This window comes from Lysobacter sp. Soil_C_59, assembly GCF_057656415.1.
In genome coordinates, this window is record NZ_JBDGKK010000005.1 from 233,763 (window position 1) to 251,589 (window position 17,827).

At 67.3% G+C, this 17,827-nt stretch carries 15 protein-coding genes and 1 pseudogene; 11 read left to right on the top strand and 5 right to left on the bottom strand.

What is annotated here, in order from left to right; translation table 11 throughout:
• Positions 1 to 53 precede the first annotated feature (53 nt).
• Positions 54 to 872: an inositol monophosphatase family protein gene (locus AC3A3Q_RS12415; protein WP_200604482.1), complete on the bottom strand. Its 819-nt coding sequence runs from the start codon at positions 870 to 872 to the stop codon at positions 54 to 56.
• 117 nt (positions 873 to 989) lie between these two features.
• On the opposite strand from AC3A3Q_RS12415, the gene AC3A3Q_RS12420 reads away from it, so the two are divergent.
• The 3 genes from AC3A3Q_RS12420 to AC3A3Q_RS12430 all read left to right on the top strand — a co-directional run bounded on the left by AC3A3Q_RS12420 (position 990) and on the right by AC3A3Q_RS12430 (position 4,969).
• A complete protein-coding gene (locus AC3A3Q_RS12420; protein WP_487586544.1) occupies positions 990 to 1,787 on the top strand; it encodes an RNA methyltransferase in 798 nt (265 codons plus the stop codon).
• 198 nt (positions 1,788 to 1,985) lie between these two features.
• Positions 1,986 to 2,840 carry a phosphate/phosphite/phosphonate ABC transporter substrate-binding protein gene (locus AC3A3Q_RS12425; RefSeq protein WP_200606281.1) on the top strand — a complete coding sequence of 285 codons (855 nt, stop codon included), beginning with the start codon at positions 1,986 to 1,988 and terminating at the stop codon, positions 2,838 to 2,840.
• Entirely contained in the window at positions 2,837 to 4,969 is a 2,133-nt protein-coding gene (locus AC3A3Q_RS12430) for a putative bifunctional diguanylate cyclase/phosphodiesterase (RefSeq protein WP_487586545.1), read from the top strand. The genes AC3A3Q_RS12425 and AC3A3Q_RS12430 overlap by 4 nt, the downstream gene beginning before the upstream one ends.
• 130 nt (positions 4,970 to 5,099) lie before the next feature.
• Here AC3A3Q_RS12430 and AC3A3Q_RS12435 read toward each other — a convergent pair whose 3' ends face one another.
• On the bottom strand, positions 5,100 to 5,747 hold the full coding sequence (locus tag AC3A3Q_RS12435) for an exopolysaccharide biosynthesis protein (RefSeq protein WP_487586546.1): 648 nt from the start codon (positions 5,745 to 5,747) through the stop codon (positions 5,100 to 5,102).
• Positions 5,731 to 7,074, bottom strand: coding sequence for a hemolysin family protein (locus AC3A3Q_RS12440; protein ID WP_487586547.1), 1,344 nt, complete (start codon positions 7,072 to 7,074; stop codon positions 5,731 to 5,733). Before AC3A3Q_RS12440 ends, AC3A3Q_RS12435 begins: the two co-directional genes overlap by 17 nt.
• Positions 7,075 to 7,332: 258 nt before the next feature.
• Between AC3A3Q_RS12440 and AC3A3Q_RS12445 the strand changes: the two genes are divergently transcribed.
• A complete protein-coding gene (locus AC3A3Q_RS12445; protein ID WP_487586548.1) occupies positions 7,333 to 7,959 on the top strand; it encodes a DUF47 domain-containing protein in 627 nt (208 codons plus the stop codon).
• 11 nt (positions 7,960 to 7,970) lie between these two features.
• Complete coding sequence (locus AC3A3Q_RS12450) at positions 7,971 to 9,098, top strand: anion permease (RefSeq protein WP_487586549.1); 1,128 nt, start codon at positions 7,971 to 7,973, stop codon at positions 9,096 to 9,098.
• A gap of 140 nt (positions 9,099 to 9,238) precedes the next feature.
• On the opposite strand, the gene AC3A3Q_RS12455 is transcribed toward AC3A3Q_RS12450, so the two are convergent.
• Positions 9,239 to 9,649: a hypothetical protein gene (locus AC3A3Q_RS12455; RefSeq protein ID WP_200604489.1), complete on the bottom strand. Its 411-nt coding sequence runs from the start codon at positions 9,647 to 9,649 to the stop codon at positions 9,239 to 9,241.
• Positions 9,650 to 9,689: 40 nt separating this feature from the next.
• Here AC3A3Q_RS12455 and AC3A3Q_RS12460 point away from each other — a divergent pair.
• Together AC3A3Q_RS12460 and AC3A3Q_RS12465 are read left to right on the top strand one after the other, a co-directional pair.
• Positions 9,690 to 10,028, top strand: a pseudogene (locus tag AC3A3Q_RS12460) (MGMT family protein); the annotation flags it as partial.
• A 192-nt stretch (positions 10,029 to 10,220) separates the two neighbouring features.
• Positions 10,221 to 10,874, top strand: coding sequence for a rhomboid family intramembrane serine protease (locus AC3A3Q_RS12465; RefSeq protein ID WP_487586550.1), 654 nt, complete (start codon positions 10,221 to 10,223; stop codon positions 10,872 to 10,874).
• Between the two features lie 141 nt (positions 10,875 to 11,015).
• Here the strand turns inward: AC3A3Q_RS12465 and AC3A3Q_RS12470 are convergent, their stop codons facing one another.
• Positions 11,016 to 13,028, bottom strand: coding sequence for a M13 family metallopeptidase (locus tag AC3A3Q_RS12470; RefSeq protein WP_487586551.1), 2,013 nt, complete (start codon positions 13,026 to 13,028; stop codon positions 11,016 to 11,018).
• Positions 13,029 to 13,204: 176 nt separating this feature from the next.
• Here AC3A3Q_RS12470 and AC3A3Q_RS12475 point away from each other — a divergent pair, with 176 nt between their 5' ends.
• The 4 genes from AC3A3Q_RS12475 (at position 13,205) to AC3A3Q_RS12490 (ending at position 17,700) form a co-directional block, all read left to right on the top strand.
• The gene (locus tag AC3A3Q_RS12475; protein ID WP_487586552.1) at positions 13,205 to 14,716 is read left to right on the top strand and encodes an alpha/beta hydrolase; all 1,512 of its coding nucleotides are present in this window, start codon (positions 13,205 to 13,207) and stop codon (positions 14,714 to 14,716) included.
• Positions 14,717 to 15,309: 593 nt separating this feature from the next.
• Positions 15,310 to 15,495, top strand: coding sequence for a hypothetical protein (locus tag AC3A3Q_RS12480; protein WP_487586553.1), 186 nt, complete (start codon positions 15,310 to 15,312; stop codon positions 15,493 to 15,495).
• A gap of 148 nt (positions 15,496 to 15,643) precedes the next feature.
• A complete protein-coding gene (locus AC3A3Q_RS12485) occupies positions 15,644 to 16,321 on the top strand; it encodes a winged helix-turn-helix domain-containing protein (protein WP_487586554.1) in 678 nt (225 codons plus the stop codon).
• A gap of 5 nt (positions 16,322 to 16,326) precedes the next feature.
• Positions 16,327 to 17,700, top strand: a complete 1,374-nt coding sequence (locus AC3A3Q_RS12490; RefSeq protein WP_487586555.1) for a sensor histidine kinase — start codon at positions 16,327 to 16,329, stop codon at positions 17,698 to 17,700.
• Positions 17,701 to 17,827: the final 127 nt, after the last annotated feature.

The following is a 17,827-nucleotide window of genomic DNA, read 5'->3' on the forward strand; positions in this document are numbered from 1 at the left end:
GCACAAAAAAAGCCGCGCAATGCGCGGCTCTCCTGGCGTCAGTGCTGGCTGAATCAGTCGAACGCCGACGCATACCCCGTGTTGACGATCTTGCTCTGCAGCGCGTCGCAGATCTTCAGGTTGCCGGCGACCAGCTGGCGCGGCATCTGGCCCCGGGTGTCCATCGGCCCGGTGCTGCGGCCGCGGAAATCGACGACCTTGCCGCCTGCCTCGCGCACCAGCAGCGCGCCTGCGGCGATGTCCCACGGCTTCACGCCGGCCTCGAAGTAAGCATCGGCGCGACCGCAAGCGACGTAGGCCAGGTCGAGCGCGGCCGAACCCGTGCGGCGGATGTCCTCGGCCTCGGTCAGCAGCGTGTCGATGCACTTGAGGTGGGCGCTGGTGCGGGCGCGCTCACGCGGCGGGAAGCCGGTGATCAGCATCGCACCGTTGAGGTCCTTGCGGTCGGCGACGCGGATCTTGCGGTCGTTGAGCGTGGCGCCACTGCCGCGGCTGGTGGTGAACAGCTCGTTGCGCAGCGGATCGAAGATCACGCCGTGGACCGGCTCGCCGTTCTCGACCAGGGCGATCGACACGCAGAAATGCGGGATGCCGTGCAGGTAGTTGCTGGTGCCGTCGAGCGGATCGATGACCCACGTGAAACGGCTGTTGCCGATCGGACCGCTTTCCTCGCCCAGGATGGCGTAGTCGGGGGTCGCGCGGCGGAATTCCTTGATGATCTCTTTCTCGGCCAGGCTGTCGACTTCACTGGCATAGTCCATCCGGTCCTTCTCGACCACGTTGAGCGCATCGAGCTTGTTCATGTGCCGCAGCAGCACGTTGCCGGCGGCGCGGGCGGCCTTGACCATGAGGGTGACGGCGGGTTTCTGCATGGCAAGCGGCCTCGTAGGGGGAGGTGGGGGACGGACTGGCGGCGGCAAAGAGCGGACCGGCTCGGGGCCGGGGCGCGGAGTTTACCATTGCAGGCCGTGACTTCCGAAACGAAAACCGTGTCCGACCCTGTCCCCTCACCGTCCAACCACGTTCCCGGCCCCGCCGATCGCCTGCGCATCGTGCTCGTCGGCACCCAGCACCCCGGCAACATCGGCTCGGCGGCGCGCGCGATGAAGACGATGGGGCTGACGCGACTGGTGCTGGTGGCGCCGGAGAAGGCGCCCAGCGTCGAGTCCTACGCCCTGGCCGCCGGCGCCGACGACGTCCTGGCCGGCGCCACCACCTGCGCGACCCTGGCCGAGGCCGTGGCCGATTGCCGGCTGGTGCTGGGCTGCACGGCGCGCAGCCGGCGCGTCGCGCTGGAAGAGCTGCTGCCGCGCGATGCCGCCGCCCGCGCGGTCGGCGAGGCGGCGGCCGGCGCCGAAGTCGCGCTGGTGTTCGGTCGCGAGCGCACTGGCCTGAGCAATGACGAGCTGCAGCTGTGCCACGCCTCGGTCCATATCCCGGCCAATCCGGACTACAGCTCCCTCAACCTGGCCGCCGCCGTGCAGGTGCTCAGCTACGAGCTGCGCCTGGCCGTGCTGGCCGCGGCTGCCCCGGTCGCGGCAGACGGCGAAGGTCCGGAACGGCGCGAACCGCCGGCATCGCATGCCGAGATGGAAGGCTTTTTCGCCCAGCTAGGCGACACCCTCGACGCGATCGACTTCCACAAGGGCCGGGCCCCGGAGTCGGCCATGCGCAAGCTGCGCCGGCTGTACCTGCGGGCGGCGCTGGACTCGCGCGAGGTGCGGATCCTGCGCGGGATCCTGGCCGATGCCCAGCGCATGGCGTCCCTCGCCCGAAAAGGGGACTGACGGCCGGCCAGACCCCGGTTCCGGACCAGACGCCTGAACTGCGGTCCGGCCGTGGGTTTGCAGTATCGGCCCGCCGGCGTTTCGTATTAGGCTGGCCCCGGCACTTTGACGGGTTGTCCGTACTTGATCGCTAGCCTGAGTCGTATTGCCCTGTTGTCCGTACTCGCGCTGGCATCGGCGGCCGTGTCGTTTCCGACAATGGCCGGCAATGACTCCGGCGTGCTGGTGCTCGGGCGCATCAGTGACGACCCCAAGACCCACTACGAGCAGCTCAAGCCGCTGCTCGACTACGTGGTGCCGCGCATGGCCGACGTCGGCATCCGCGAGGGCCGCATCCTGATGGCCAAGGACACGCAGCAGATGGCCAGCTATCTGCGCCGCGGCCGGGTCGACTGGGTCACCGAAACCACGGGCACCGCGATGCTGCTGCGCCAGCGCGCCACGGCCAAGCCCCTGCTGCTGACCGAGCGTGACGGCACCAGCCACTACCACAGCCTGTTCTTCGCCCGTCGCGACAGCGGCCTGCGTTCGATCGCCGACCTGCGCGGTCACAGTGTCGCCTTCCAGCGGCCGACCTCGACCAGTGCCTACTTCGTACCGGCGATCGAACTGCTCGATCGCGGGCTGTCGCTGGAGATCCTGCTGTCGCCGGATGACCGCATCGAAAGCGGCGCGGTCGGCTACATGTTCGCCTGGTCCGAACTCAACATCTCGACCTGGGTGCACAAGGGCCTGGCCGATGTCGGCGTGATGAGCAACCTCGACTGGGGCAATCCGCGACGGATGCCGCCGGCGTTCCGCAACGACCTGGTCGTGATCGGCGAGAGCGAGGAATACCCTCGCGCCATAGAAATGGTGCGCGGCGACCTCGACCCGCGCGTCGAAGCGCGCCTGCGCGAAGTCCTCATCGACGCCGCCGGTGACCCCGAAGCCGGCGACGCCCTGCTGCGGTTCTTCGGCACCACGCGGTTCATGCCGATTGATCCCGAGTCCAAGCGCGCGCTGGACCACATCGCCAACGGCGTGACGCGGGTCCGGGCGGAGGTCGAATGAACCTTCGATTCGGCCTGCAAGCCAAGTTCATGCTGTTGATGGGCATCGCCTTGCTGGTGGTGCTGGCGCTGGTCGCGCTGCTGTTCAACCGGCAAGAGCGCATGCGCATGGAAGTCGAGGGCGTCAGCCGCCAGACCATGCGCACGATGATGGGCGAAAGCCTGCGCCGGCAGGGCGAGGGTGCCGTCTCGCAGCTGGCGGCCACGCTGACCAATCCGATGTACTACTCCGACCTGGACGCGATCGGCGTGCTCAGCCGGGCCACGCTGCGCAACCGCGACGTGCGCTACGTGATCGTCTATGACGACGCCGGCCAGGTCCTGCACGACGGCAGCGAGGCAATCGTCAATTACGGCAAGCGCATGGACGATGCGATGTCCGGCAAGGTCATCGCCTCCAGGGCGCTGCTGACGCAATGCAATGAAAAGGTGATGGACGTGTCGGCGCCGATCATGATCGGCCAGCAGCGCATCGGCGGCGTTCGCATCGGTTACGACCTTGGTGCGATGCGGCGCTACCAGGAGCAGGCCGTGGGCCAGCTGCGCGGCCGCCTCGACGCGCTCAGCCAACGCTACGTGATCTGGATCGGCCTGTTGGGCGCGGGCATGCTCGCCTTCGGCGCGCTCTCGTTGTGGCTGATCCAGCGCCTGCTGGTGCGCCCGATCCGCGAGCTGGCCGAGTCGGCGCGCGCAATCGAGGCCGGTCGCTTCGATACCGCCACGCCGATCGACAACCGCAACGACGAAGTCGGCGATCTGATGCTGGCCTTCGACCGGATGAGCCGCAGCCTGGCGCGTCACGATCGCGAGATCCGGCGCATGGCCTACACCGACGCGCTGACCGGGCTCGCCAATCGACTGGCGTTCCGCGAATCGCTCGACCAGCGCCTGCTGCAGTTGCACGGCGCCGGCTGCCAACTGGCGCTGCTGTTTGCCGACATCGACGACTTCAAGCGCGTCAACGACACCCTCGGCCACGATGCCGGCGACGACGTGCTTCTGCAGTGCGCGCGCCGCATCGAGCACACCGTGCAGCGAATCGGTGGCGACGAGGCGATGCTGGCGCGCTTCGGCGGCGACGAATTCGTCATCCTCGTCCAGGCCAACCACGACCCCAACGCCGACGTGCGCAAGATAGCCACGCACCTGGCCGAGACGCTGGTGACCGAACTGGGTGAACCGATCATGGTGCAGGACCGCCAGGTGTTCCTCGGCACCTCGATCGGCATCACCCTGTTCCCGGAAGATGCCTCCGGCGCGACCTCGCTGATGAAGAACGGCGACATCGCGATGTACCAGGCCAAGGTCGCCGGCAAGAACTGCTTCCGCTTCTACAGCCGCGCGATGGACCAGGCGGTCGAGCGTCGCGTCCACCTGGAGCACGAACTGCGCGGTGCCTGGGACCGCGGCGAACTGAGCCTTGCCTACCAGCCGGTGTTCCGCCTGGTCGACGGCGCGATGATCGGCGCCGAGGCGCTGCTGCGCTGGAAACATCCGGAGCTGGGCGTGGTTGCGCCTTCGGTGTTCATCGACGTCGCCGAACAGAGCGGCCTGATCGAAGTGCTGGGCCCGCAGGTGCTGCGCCAGGCCTGTGCTGATGCCGTGCGCTGGCAGGAATCGCGTTCGGGCGAAGAACCGCTATTCCTCGCGGTCAACGTGTCACCGCGCCAGCTGCGCAACGGCGACCTGCCGGATGTGGTGGAAGCGTCGCTGCGCGAAACCGGATTGCCGGCCGACCTGCTGCACCTGGAGCTGACCGAGACCGCGGTGATCGGCGATGAGCGCCACGCCAGCAGCCTGCTCTCGCAGCTGCGCGGCATGGGCGTGAAGGTGTGGCTGGACGACTTCGGCACCGGTTTCTCGGGGCTGAGCCATCTGCGCCGCGTGCCGGTGGACGGCGTCAAGATCGACCGCAGCTTCGTCGCCGACGTGCTGCGCGATCCCGATGACCTGGCGCTGACGACGGCCATCATCGCCATGGCGCACTCGCTGGGAATCCTGGTCGTGGCCGAGGGCGTCGAGAAGGAAGGGCAGTACGCGATCCTGCGCGAGCGCGGCTGCGATTTCGCCCAGGGCTACTGGCTGGGACATCCGGTGACGGCGGAAGAGTTCATGGCGGTCGCTTGCTGATGCGCGTTCCCCTCTCCCTGGCCGCCTAGGGCGGCCTGTCCCTCTCCCACAAGGGGAGAGGGAATCGTCCTTCTCCCCTTGTGGGAGAAGGTGCCCGAAGGGCGGAAGAGGGGGAGAGGCGCGCAGCGCCTCACATCAACATGTCTATCCAGCGCGCCGCAGCGGCCGCCAGGCTCCCGGACAGGATTCCGAACACCGCGATCGCTATCACGCCGGCAACCCAGGCGATCGCCATCAGGTAGCCGTCGCGCTCGAGCAGCGCCAGCGCGAACACCACAAACAATCCGCCGAACAGGAAGTTGGTGAACGGGATCGGCAGTGACAGCAGCAGGCCCAGCAGCACCAGCAGCAACCCGGTGAAGAAGTCGGCGAGGCGGTGATCGAGCATCCCGGTGGCGCGCGGACGTACCAGTTTCTCCAGCCGCGACAGCCACGGCGCCAGCAGGTCGCGGAAGCGCGCCATCGCGCTGCGGTGCGGACCGCGACGTGCCAGGAATCCGGGCAGCCACGGTTCGCGCATGCCGAACAATTGCTGCAGGCCGATCAGGATCACCAGCGGGCCGCTGATCGCGCCGCCCAGTCCCGGTATCGGGATGAAGGCCGGAATCGTGGATACGAACAGCAGCATGCCGAACGAGCGGTCGCCCAGGCCGTGCAGCACGTCGCTCATGCGCAACTGCTCGTTCGGGTCGCCTTCCGCGAAGCCGTCGAGCAGTGCGCGCGTACCGGCTTCGGGCCCAGCTTCGTGGCGCCGCTCGTGGCTAGCCCGCTGTGTCATCCGGAATCGGTTCCTGTTCGATGCGTTGCAGCAGCAACTTGTCGATGCGTGGGCCGTCGAGGTCGACCACTTCGATGCGCCACTGGTTCCAGTCGAAGTGCTCGCCGACGTAGGGGATGCGGCCGAAGTGGGCGATCACCATGCCTGCGGCGGTGTGGAAATCGTGCTCGTCTTCGTCAGGCAGGCGGCCGCCGCCGATCAGCTCGCGCAGGTCCTCGATGGCCAGGGACCCGTCGAGCAGGTACGAGCCGTCGGCGCGTTCCACCACCGGTGAACTGTCCTCTTCGGCTTCGCCGGAATGGACGGTGCTGGAATGGATGCGACCGACCACCGCGTCCATCAGGTCACCGACAGTGACCATGCCGCTGATGTCGCCGTACTCGTCGACCACCAGGGCCAGCGACTGCTGCTCCTCGCGGAAGATCTCCAGCAGCTTCATCGCATGCGTGGACTCGGAAACGAACAGCGGTTCGCGCAAATGCTTGAACAGATCCGGCGCCTTCTCGTCCAGGCGGTCGAGGAGCGCCTTCACCTCCAGGGTGCCGAGCACTTCGCTGTCGTTGCCGCGATAGACCGGGTAGCGCGAGAACGGTGTCTCGCGCATTGCCGCCAGGTTCTCGGCGAATTCCGCGGCGGCGTCCAGCCAGGCGATGCGCGTGCGCGGCGTCATCAGGCTCTCGGCGGTGCGGTCGCCCAGGCTCAGCACGCGGTTCATCATCTTGCGCTCGTCGGCATCGATGACGCCCTGCTCGTGGCTTTCGCTGACCAGCAGGCGGATTTCCTCTTCGCTGATGGCGCTGCGGGCGTCGTCCTTGATGCCGAGCATGCGCAGCACGAGGCGATTGATCGCACCCAGCGTGGCCACCACCGGCCGGGCCGCGCGCGAAAGGCCATACAGCGGCAACGCGATCGCGCTGGCGATGCGTTCGGGGTTGGTCAGGGCCAGGCGCTTGGGGATCAGCTCACCGAAGATCACCTGCGCGGCGGTGATCAGGCTGACCGCGGTGCCTATGCCAATGGCGCGGCTGTACTTGGCCGCGGCCGGCCACAGGTCGTGCATCCAGCCGGCGATGGCCAGGCCGATCGCCTCGCCGCCGAAGACGCCGGTCAGCACGCCGATCAGGGTGATGCCGACCTGCACGGTCGAGAGCAGGTTGTCGGGGTGCTCGGCCAGGAGCAGGGCGGTGCGGGCGCCGCGGCTGGGATGGACCGGGTCTTCGGCCATCTGCTTCAGGCGCAATTTGCGCGAGGTCATCAGCGCCATCTCCGACAGTGCGAAGAAGGCGTTGAGGATGATCAGGGCGATGACGGTCAGCAGTTCCAGCATGCGGTCCCTACCTCAGGATGGCAGGCCGGAGTGCACACGCCGTGATGGGGGAGAGGGGGGCAGGCGTGCGCGGAGGGCTGTTTTGGGTCGTCGTCCATGGGGCCGGGGGCAGGGAAAAGGGGGGCGCAAGCAGCAGGGATGGTAGCAGGGCCGCCGAATTCAACCCGTCAGGCAAGCGCGGCTGTCCCCGAACCGTCATAATTCCGCCCGCAGAACCCCACCGAGCCGCCAGTCCGGCACCTAGAAGGCACCTCCCGCATGTTCTCCCTGCAAACGATCTTCGGCCAAGGCAACCAGTTCTATACCCTGCTGGAAGAGGCCGCAGTCGCCGCCCACGACAGCACCAAGGCGCTGCACGCCATGCTCAAGGCGGCCGACCGCCAACCGGCCCTGGACGCCTTCAAGCTGGCCCGCCAGCGCGAGCGTGACGCCTCGGACAAGATCAGCCAGGAGCTGGTCAACAGCTTCATCACCCCGATCGAGCGCGAAGACATCGAGGCGCTGGGCACTGCGCTGTACAAGATCCCCAAGCAGGTCGAGAAGTTCGCCGACCGCTATTCGCTGGCGACGCGCCACCTGGAGCACATCGACTTCGCGCCGCGCGCGGCGATGCTGGAGCAGGCGTCGGGGGTCGTGGTGCAGATGGTCCACCAGCTGCGCCACCTGAAGCTGGAGCCGATGAAGGCGCTCAACGACCAGCTGCGTTCGATCGAGAACGAGGCCGACCGGCTGATGCTGGAGCTGTACCGCGACATCTATTCCGGTCGCCTGGACAACCTGCAGATGTTCCTGCTCAAGGAGTTCTTCGAGATCCTCGAGAAAGCCATCGACCGCTGCCGCGAGGCGGGCGTGGTGGCCTACGAAATCGTGCTGAAGAATTCCTGAGGGCCGGGCCGATGTTGACCCTGGTCCTGGTCGTGGTATTCGCGGCACTCGCCTTCGAATACATCAACGGCTTCCATGACACCGCCAACTCGATCGCGACCGTGGTCGCGACCAAAGTGCTGTCGCCGATGCAGGCGGTGGCGATGGCGGCGACGACCAACCTGCTCGGCGCGCTGTGGGGCACGGCGGTGGCCAAGACCATCGCGTCGGGCCTGCTCGACAACGGCGTCGTCCAGGTCACCTCGCAGCTGATCCTGTGCGCGCTGCTGGGCGCGATCGTGTGGAACCTGATCACCTGGTGGAAGGGCCTTCCGTCCTCGTCCTCGCACGCGCTGATCGGCGGACTGTGCGGCGCGGCAGTTGCGGCGGCCAGCAACAACTTCCACGCGGTGATCTGGTCGCAGCCTGCCGACCCCTGGTACAAGAGCGCCGGCGTGCTGTGGAAGGTGGTCGTGCCGATGTTCAGCTCGCCGCTGCTCGGCTTCGCCTCCGGCTTCCTGGTGATGGGCGTGCTGTTCGCGATCATCTCGGCGATGGCCAGCAGCGGCGGTTTCCTCGCGCGCATGGCGCGGCCGCGCTGGGTCAATGCGTTCTTCGGCAAGGCGCAGCTGGTCAGCGCCGCCGGCATGGGCTTTGCCCACGGCATGAACGATGCGCAGAAGACGATGGGCATCATCGCCCTGGCGCTGGTCGGCGCGCAGTCGGCCGGCACGCTCGACAACCTGCCGTCGTGGCTCGCCTTCCTGCATCCCTCGCGCGAGGCGCTGGAAAACAACGACATCGACACGTGGATCAAGTTCACCTGCGCCATCGTGATGGCCGCCGGTACCGCCGCGGGCGGCTGGCGCATCATCAAGACGCTGGGTCACAAGCTGGTGAAGCTGCACCCGATCAATGGCTTCGCTGCCGAGACCAGCGCCGCCGCGGTGATCATGGCGGCGTCGTCGCTGGGCATCCCGGTGTCGACCACGCACAACATCTCGTCTGCGATCATGGGCGTGGGCACGGCCAAGCGCTTCAACGCGATCAAGTGGACCGTGGTGGAGAAGATGATCTGGGCGTGGATCCTGACGATCCCGGCCGCAGGTGGTATCGCCTACATGTTCTTCGAGTTGTTCCGGGCGATGGGCTGGGCGTAAGCCAGCCCCACGAGGTAGTCACCGTTCGTCCTGAGCGTAGGCCGCAGGCCGAAGTCGAAGGATCCCGCGCGCTGTACCCCGTCCATCCTTCGACTTCGGCGCTTTGCGCCTACGCTCAGGACGAACGGTGACAGGGTTTTTCAGAACAGATCCCCACCCGCCGACAGCGACCGCTCCATGCGGTCGCCCAGTCCGCCGATCTCCAGCACCAGGCGGTCGATCTCGGCCGCATCGAGGCCTTCGTACGGACGGTTCTCGCACAGCTGCAGATGCGGCACGCCGTCGAGATCGCCGATGGCGAGATAGCCGACGCGGCTTTGCCAGTTGAAGATCAGTGCGCGCCTGGCATCCAGGCCGGTGATCGGCGAGACCGCAGTGCTGACCCGCAGGTAGGGACGGCCGTCGTCGTCGTCCAGTTCGGACAGGAAGATCGCCTGGTGACGCGTTCCCTGCTCGAGAGACAGCTCGATGCAGATCAGATCGGCGCCATGTTCGGTGGTGTTGAAATCGGCCGCTTTGAGATGGCGACGGATGGATTCGAAGTTGCGCACGTGGCGGCTCCTTCCGGGGGATGATCGGTATGCTACCGCGATGAGCAAGCCCACTGCCGCAAAGGACGCCGCCGCAACGCGCATCCTGGCCGCGATCCGTGCGATCCCGGCGGGCGAAGTCGCAGGCTATGGCGAGGTCGCACGTCGCGCCGGCTTGCCGGGCAGGGCGCGCCTGGTGGCGCGGATCCTCGGGCAGAACGAAGACCCGGGCCTGCCGTGGCACCGCGTGCTGCGCTCCGACGGCCGCATCGCCTTCCCCGAAGGGTCCAAGGGCTTTCGTGAGCAGGGCCAGCGGCTGCGCGCCGAGGGCGTGCGGGTCGAGGCCGGGCGCGTGCGCGGCCAGCGCGCGGCCGCCACGCTCGACGAGCAGGTGTGGGGCATGCCCATGGCGGCCCCCGGGTCATTGAAGCCGCGACGCGCGCGGACAACCCCTGCAAAGCAGTCGGCCGCGCCCGGCAAGGCACCCGCACGCGCCAAGCGCCCGGGCTGAGGCTGCAGGCTCAGCGAATCATTCCTCCGGCCCGATCGTGCCGGTCAGCGGCTACCATGTAGCGCAGCCTCAGGAGTCGCAATGTTTTCCAACCTTCCCCCCGTCACCAAGGCCCTGCTGATCGCCAACGGGCTGGTGTTCCTGTTGCAATGGGCGCTCGGCGACATCGCGCTCGCGCAGTTCATGCTGTGGCCGCCCGGTGGCGGCGAGCTGGACGGCGTCGGCTTCATGCCATGGCAGTTGCTCACCTACGGCTTCATGCATGGCAACTTCGCCCACCTGCTGTTCAACATGCTGGCGCTGGCGATGTTCGGCGCGCCGCTGGAACACGTGTGGGGCGATCGCCGTTACCTGACCTACTACCTGGTGTGCGTGGCCGGTGCGGCGCTGTGCCAGATCGGCGTGGGCATGTGGACCATGTCGCAGGGTGGCGAAGCCTATCCGACCGTGGGCGCGTCCGGCGGCATCTTCGGCCTGTTGCTCGCCTACGGCCTGTTGTTCCCGAACCAGCGGGTGATGCTGTTGATCCCGCCGATTCCGATGAAGGCGCGCACGCTGGTGCTGGTCTATGGCGCGATCGAGTTGCTGCTCGGCGTGACCAATGCGATGCCGGGCGTTGCGCATTTCGCGCACCTGGGCGGCATGTTGTTCGGCTGGTTGCTGATCCGCTACTGGCGCGGGCAGCCTCCCTTCGGCAAGAAGAAGGGCCCGCCAAAAATGCGGGTAGTGCGCTAACCCGTCACCGTCGTCCCGGCGAACGCCGGGAACAGTGTCACCGTCGTCCCGGCGAACGCCGGGACCCAGGCCCGCAAGTCAACAGCCCAGTCACGTCATCCCGGCGCAAGCCGGGATCCATCGTGACGTTGCCGTTGCTCCTTACGGGAACAGCTTGATCTGTTGATCCGCCGCCAGCTGCATGCCACTGCCGGCCTTGCACCCGAACGCCTCACCAAAGGCGGCCTGGTTGAGCAGTGGCCCATTCGCACGCCAGCGCCCCGGTGCATGCACGCTGGTGGCCGCGCGCTGTCTCGCCGCCTCGGTGGTCATGTGCTGCGGCCACAACGCGGCCCAGCCCTTGTAGAAATCCTGGCTCGCCGGTTTCGCGGCAGCCGGTTCGGATGCACGCCAGGCCGCCAACGCCAGTTCGACACCGGCGATGTCGGCAATGTCTTCGCCCGCGGTCTGCATGCCATTGACCCGCGTGCCGCCCAGTTCCGGATACTCGAAGCCGCCGTACTGCACGGCCACGCGCTTGCTCAACGCATCCCACGCCGAGGTTTCCGCCGGCGTCCACCAGTCGCGCAGTTCCTGTTTGGCATCGACGAAGCGGCCGCGGTTGTCGAAGCCGTGGCTGAGTTCGTGTCCGACCAGCGCGCCATACGATCCGTACAGCCAGGCCGCCGACTTGCCGGTGTCGAACACCGGCGGCTGCAGCATCGCCGCGGTCACGATCAGGCGGTTCTGGGTGATGTCGTAGGCCAGCGAAGGTTCCTGCGGCAACACATCCCAGCGACGATCGGCATTGCCCCGACCAATCCGCTTCATCTCTTCGCGATGGCGCCAGGTCGATGCGATCAGCATGTTGCTGCCGAAGCTGCCGCGTCCCATCGGCTGCACGGTGTAGTCGAGGTCGCGATTGGGCGTGCCGACTTCGATCTTCAGCGCGTCAAGCTTGGCCTTGGCTTCGGCCTTGGCGGCCGCGCTGAAACGCGTGTCGCGATCGAGTGCCTGGCCGAGGGCATCGCGCACTTTCGCCGCGATCTCTTCGGCGCGCTTGTCGGTGGCGGCGGGCAGGTAGCGCGCGGCGTACTCGTGTCCGACCATCGGGCCGGCGGCAAGCGTGATCGCATCGAGCACCGCCTGCGGCCGTGACGGTGGCGCGGCCAGGCCCTGCAGCACCTGGCCGCGGAACTCGAAGCTGGCATCGCGGAATTGCTTGGCCAGGTACGGTGCCATCGCATCGCCGATGCGCCAGCGCAGGTACGCCTTCCACTGCGCCGGCTTGAGGCTGCCAACCAGGTTGTCGAGCTGCGCGAACAGCGCCGGGTTGGCCATCGACACGGTGTCGTCGTTGACGCCCTGTACCTTGAGGAACTGGTCCAGCTGCAGGCGCTTGTACTTCTTGCCCAACGTGTTGGTCGCCACCGGTCCGAAGTTGCCGCGCGGGTCACGCAGGTCGAGGAGCGGCCTGGATGCGGAGGCGATCCGTGTTTCCAGATCGATCACACCCTGCGCGTCGGCCGCCAGCTGTGCCTGCGGCGTGCCGGTCAGGGCCAGGATCTTCTGCACGTAGTTGCTGTAACGCCCCATCAGCGCACGCGTGTCGGCATCGGTGCGGGTGTAGTAGGCCGGATCGGGCAGGCCGAGCCCGCCCTGGGCGAAGTAACCGATGTGGCGATTGAAGTCGTTGAGATCGATGTCGGCGCCGAAGTTGAACAGCACCGGGATGCCGACCTGATGCAATGCCGCGATCGCCGGCGGGATGTCCTTGGCACTCTTGATCGCATCGATGCGACCGATCAGCGGCGCGATCGGCTGGGCTCCGTCGCGTTCGACCGCGGCCTCGTCCAGGCCGCTGGCCCAGAAGTCGCCGAGCAGTCGCTGCACGTTGCCCTGCGGCGCCTTGGACGCGGCATCGAGCAGGTCCAGCTGCTGCTGGCGCGAGCGTGCGCCCAGTTGCTCCAGCGCAGAGACCGAGCCGACGTTGGGCAGCAACGTGTTGCCCTTGAGCCAGTCGGCGTTGGCGTTGGCGTAGAAGTCGCTGCACGCGCTTGCCGCGGCGGCGGCCTTGGGTTTGGCAGCGCGCTTCTTCTGCGCATCGGCGGGCGGCGAGGCGAGTCCGGCGATCAGGCTCAGGGCCAGGGCACAGGCAAGCGGGCGTAGGTTCATGGCGGAATCCGTTCGGGGGAGACGGGGTGGCCCGGAGTCTAGCAGCGGCCATGTGATGCCCATCTGGGCATCACGAACGCTGCCTGGGGGGCTTCGGACCGGGCCGGGCGGACACTGGCGGCAGCCGCGGATCGTGCGACCATCCGTCGCAACTTGGTCCCCGCAGGTAAACGCGCATGGTCACCAGTCCCGATGATGACGACCTCGACCGGCCGCCGGAATCGTCCCTCGTGTCACGACTGTTTGCCGTTGCTGGCACGCTGCTGCGCAAGGGCGCTGTGCTCGTGGCGCTGCTGGTGCTCGTGGCCGTCTGCGTGCGCGCGTGCCAGTCGACGCAGGGGCCGTCGCTGCAACCGTGGCACACGATCATTCCCGAGGAGCCTGGCGCCAGCGAGATTGCCGCCGGCAACTGGCAAGGCTACGTAGCCGCCGAGCAGCGCATGTACGCGCAACTGCGTCGCAAGCTAGACAGCGCCATGAAGCCAGGCGACCGCACGCTGCTCAATCGCTATTACGTCGCCAGCCTGACCTCACCCGAGGCATTCGGCCGCGACTGGAACCGCTCGTACGTGCTCGAGCCCGAGGCCCCGGCGAAAGGTGTTGTCGTGCTGGTGCACGGCCTCACGGACTCGCCGTACAGCATGCGCAGCGTGGCCGAGCTGTATCGACGGCACGGCTTCATTGCCATCGCGCCGCGAATGCCGGGACATGGCACCGTGCCGGCTGGACTGACGAAGGCCGGACGCAAGGAGTGGCATGCGACGGTGGAAATGGCGATGGCCGAAGCCCGGCACCGTGCTGGCGGGCGCCTGCCGGTTCACCTGGTCGGCTACTCCAACGGCGCGGCGCTGGCGATGCATTACGTGCTGGCGCGGATCGAACGCGGCGACAAGCGCGACGTCGACCGCATCGTGCTGATGTCGCCGATGATCGAGGTGAACCGCTTTGCCCGCTTCGCCGGCATCGCCGGCTGGCCGGCGTTGTTCAGTCGCTACGCCAAGTCTGCCTGGCTGGACGTGCTGCCGGAGTTCAACGCATTCAAGTACAACTCCTTCCCGGTGCGCGCGGCGCGCGAGTCGTACCTGGTCACCGACGAGCTGCGCGTGGTGATGGAGGAAGTGACCGCGCAAAGGCGCCTGGACCAGGTGCCACCGATCCTGGCGTTCCAGTCGGTGGTCGACGACACGGTCGGTGCACATGCCGTCATGACGCAGCTGTTCGATCGGCTTGCGGCCAATGGCAGCGAGCTGGTGCTGTTCGACGTCAACCGCAGCCGTGTGATCGCGCCGGTCCTGCGTACTGCGCCGACCGACTGGGTGGGCGATGTGCTGCAGGATCCGGCGCGGCGCTACACGCTCACGGTGGTGGGGGCGGCCTCGTCCGAGGATGCAGCGGTGGTGGCGCGCACGCGCGACGTGGGGGCGGGCGTAGTTCAGCAGCAACCAGTCGGGATGCGCTATCCGCCCGATGTGTATTCGTTGTCGCACATTGGTTTGCCGTTCGCGCAGGACGATGCGCTTTACGGCAACGTGCCGTCCGGAAAGCCGATCGTGCAGCTTGGAGCGTTGGCGGTGCGTGGCGAGCGCAATGTGCTGGTGGTTTCGCAGGAGAGCCTCAGTCGGCTCAGCTACAACCCGTTCCATGCGTACATGCTGGCGCGCATCGCGGAGAAGATTCCGGCGAAGTAGGCAACGTCAACAGCTTCCGCCACTAAAGCGGCGGGTCACTTTTTCTTTGCTGGGCCAAAGGAGAAGTAACCAAAAAGAAAAGGCCGAAGGCCGGTCCAAAGCCAACGTCCCTGGATCCCCGCCTTCGCGGGGATGACGGTGAGGTATGCCCGTCATTCCCGCGAAGGCGGGAACCCAGTGTCGTTGCTTCTGCTTCTTCGCTTACCGAAGACCGTGCAGCCAATCGCCAGAGCGTTGGCCGCAGGGGTGGGGAGTGCACCGCAGCGGGACATGGATGTCCCGCGTCCCGCATCAGACAGGATGTCTGACTAAGGGACGGGGCACTCCCCGCCCCTGCGGACGACGCCGCTCCGAAGGCGGAAGCCGCTCCGACGTAGAAGCTCGCGGCCAACCGCAACGTCAAGATGGATCCCGGCGTGCGCCGGGATGACGTGACCGCGGGCGGGCCAAACATTACCGATTGTTCATGCTCCGGAAAGATCGTGGAGAAGCGGCCGCGCGCAATCTGTACCTGCGATGGGGAGTGACCCCACCGACAAGAGAGATTCCCCCACGTACCTCGTCAACGTACCCAGTCCCGGAGTCACACCGCCATGAACATCCGCAAGCCCCTGATCGCCCTCGCCCTGACCGCACTCGCCGGATCCGCACTCGCCGCCACCCCGGCCACCACCCCGATGGCCCCGGCCAAGAGCAGCGTCAGCAAGCACAAGCACGCCAAGGCCGACAGCAAGACCGACAAGAAGGCCCCGAAGGCCAGCGACGGCAAGGAGAGCTGATCCGCAGCTAAAACCCCTCCACTGAACCATTGCACTGAACCACCGCACTAATTCCACGATCCCCCCGGAGCCCGTGTGCAAGCGGGCGGATACCCCGTCGAGGTGCTTCGGCGGGGTATCCTTTTTCGCGTTGCCGGAGCCGAGCCGAATGCGAGTCCTGCTGGTCGAAGACGATCCCCACACCGCCGCCTTCATCGCCAAGGGGCTGCGCGAGGACGGACACGCCATCGACCACGCCAACGACGGACGCCAGGGATTGTTCCTGGCCACCACCGAGAAGTACGACGCGATCGTCCTCGATCGCATGCTGCCGCTGGTCGACGGCCTGGTGCTGCTGCAGACACTGCGCGGCGCCGGCAATCCCACCCCACTGCTTCTGCTCACCGCACTGGGTGAAGTCGAGCATCGCGTCGAAGGCCTGCGCGCCGGCGCCGACGACTACCTGGTCAAACCGTTTGCCTATTCCGAACTGAGCGCACGCCTGGACAGCATCGTCCGCCGCGGTCGCGACGGACAGGAGCGCGAACCCACCCGCCTGCGCGTGGCCGACCTGGAACTGGACCTGCTCGGACGCGGCGCACAGCGCGGCGGCAAGCACATCGAACTGCAGCCGCGCGAATTCCGCCTGCTCGAATACCTGATGCGCCAGGCCGGGCGCGTCGTCACCCGCACGATGCTGCTCGAAGCGGTGTGGGACTACCATTTCGATCCGCAGACCAACGTCATCGACGTGCACATCAGCCGGCTGCGGCAGAAGATCGACCACGGCTTCGATTCGCCGTTGCTGCATACGGTGCGTGGTGCCGGCTACCGGCTAGGCGAGTGACGCGAATGACGATGCCGTGGCCGCGATCCAAGAGCGCGCAGCTGGCGCTGGCGGTCATGGCTTCGTTCCTGGTTGCATTCGTTCTGCTCGGCGCAGGCGTGTATCTGGCCGTGTCGACACTGCTGCTGCAGGATGCACGCGAACTGGCGCGCACCGATGCCTCCGGCCTGGCCGAGATCCATCGCGACAGCGGGCGTGCCGCACTCATCGCCGAACTGCGTAATCGGCTCGTATCGCCAGAGGATCCCGATGCGGTCTACGAGCTGGTCGATCGCGATGGACTCACGGTAGTCGCGACTTCGGGCCTGCAGGCGCATGCGGCGCCCCGAGCTCGCTGGATCACCTTCGAAGCCGCCGATGTCGGCGACGCCGATGGGCCACGCCGGGTCATCGCGTATCTGCAGCCGCTTGATGACGGCAGCACGCTGCTGGTCGGACTACGCCTGCATTCGCAGGACCGTTTTCTCGAACTGATGCTGCGTGCCGCTTTGGCGGCATTGCTGGTCGCGGCGACCCTGGGCGCACTGGTCGGCTGGCTGACCTCGCGCTGGGTGTCCGGGCGCCTGCGCAGCCTGGATGCGACCGCCGAGCGGGTCGGTGGCGGCGAACTCGCGCTGCGCGTGCCGCTCGATGGCAGCGATGACGCGTTCGATCGGCTGGCGCGACGCTTCAACGGCATGCTCGACCGCATCGAGGATCTGCTCAGCGGCGTGCGCCATGCCACCGATCACATCGCCCACGATCTGCGCACGCCGCTGACACGGTTGCGCAATGGCCTGGAGGACTTGCGCCGGCAGCCCGGCGACCTCGGGCGCGATGCGGCGCTGGACGCGGCGGTGGCCGAAACCGACCAGCTGCTGCGCACCTTCGCCTCGTTGCTGTGGCTGGCCCGCATCGAGGCACAGGCACCGGCGCAGGACGAACCGCAGCTGGAACTGGCGGCCCTGGTGGCCGACGCGGTCGAGCTCTATACGCCCAGCGCCGGCGAGCGTGGCATCCGCCTGCAGGCGGACCTGCAGCCGGTGCAGGTGCGCGGCGATCGCGACCAGTTGTTCCAGCTGCTGGTCAACCTGCTCGACAACGCACTCAAGTACGCACCTGCCGACAGCGCGGTCGATGTCCGCCTGCACGCGACGCCGCAGGGCGCGCTGCTGCAGATCGACGACCAGGGTCCCGGCATTCCCGCGGCGGAACGCGAACGCGTGTTCGATCGCTTCCAGCGCCTGGAGAGCCACCGCGGTTCGCCCGGCAGCGGCCTCGGCCTGAGTCTCGTGCGGGCGATCGTGCATCGTCACGGCGGTCGGGTCCTTCTGCTCGATCAGACACCCGGGCTGCGCGTGCAGGTGCTGCTGCCGCCCATTCACACTGGCTCGGCCTAGCAGCGACGGTCTGCGCGCGTGACCCCTCTGGCCGCCACGCTAGAGTGGCTGCGTTGAATCCAGTGAACTGCCTGGAATTTCGCCAACACGCCTGCGGCGTGGGCGAAGACGCGTGCCCGCTTTGCGA

Bases quoted from the DNA above. Each gene is read 5' to 3' on its own strand.
- AC3A3Q_RS12415 (WP_200604482.1), bottom strand. From the start codon at position 872: ATGCAGAAACCCGCCGTCACCCTCATGGTCAAGGCCGCCCGCGCCGCC.
- AC3A3Q_RS12425 (WP_200606281.1), top strand. From the start codon at position 1,986: ATGGCCGGCAATGACTCCGGCGTGCTGGTGCTCGGGCGCATCAGTGAC.
- AC3A3Q_RS12430 (WP_487586545.1), top strand. From the start codon at position 2,837: ATGAACCTTCGATTCGGCCTGCAAGCCAAGTTCATGCTGTTGATGGGC.
- AC3A3Q_RS12435 (WP_487586546.1), bottom strand. From the start codon at position 5,747: ATGACACAGCGGGCTAGCCACGAGCGGCGCCACGAAGCTGGGCCCGAA.
- AC3A3Q_RS12440 (WP_487586547.1), bottom strand. From the start codon at position 7,074: ATGCTGGAACTGCTGACCGTCATCGCCCTGATCATCCTCAACGCCTTC.
- AC3A3Q_RS12445 (WP_487586548.1), top strand. From the start codon at position 7,333: ATGTTCTCCCTGCAAACGATCTTCGGCCAAGGCAACCAGTTCTATACC.
- AC3A3Q_RS12450 (WP_487586549.1), top strand. From the start codon at position 7,971: ATGTTGACCCTGGTCCTGGTCGTGGTATTCGCGGCACTCGCCTTCGAA.
- AC3A3Q_RS12465 (WP_487586550.1), top strand. From the start codon at position 10,221: ATGTTTTCCAACCTTCCCCCCGTCACCAAGGCCCTGCTGATCGCCAAC.
- AC3A3Q_RS12470 (WP_487586551.1), bottom strand. From the start codon at position 13,028: ATGAACCTACGCCCGCTTGCCTGTGCCCTGGCCCTGAGCCTGATCGCC.
- AC3A3Q_RS12475 (WP_487586552.1), top strand. From the start codon at position 13,205: ATGGTCACCAGTCCCGATGATGACGACCTCGACCGGCCGCCGGAATCG.
- AC3A3Q_RS12480 (WP_487586553.1), top strand. From the start codon at position 15,310: ATGAACATCCGCAAGCCCCTGATCGCCCTCGCCCTGACCGCACTCGCC.
- AC3A3Q_RS12485 (WP_487586554.1), top strand. From the start codon at position 15,644: ATGCGAGTCCTGCTGGTCGAAGACGATCCCCACACCGCCGCCTTCATC.
- AC3A3Q_RS12490 (WP_487586555.1), top strand. From the start codon at position 16,327: ATGACGATGCCGTGGCCGCGATCCAAGAGCGCGCAGCTGGCGCTGGCG.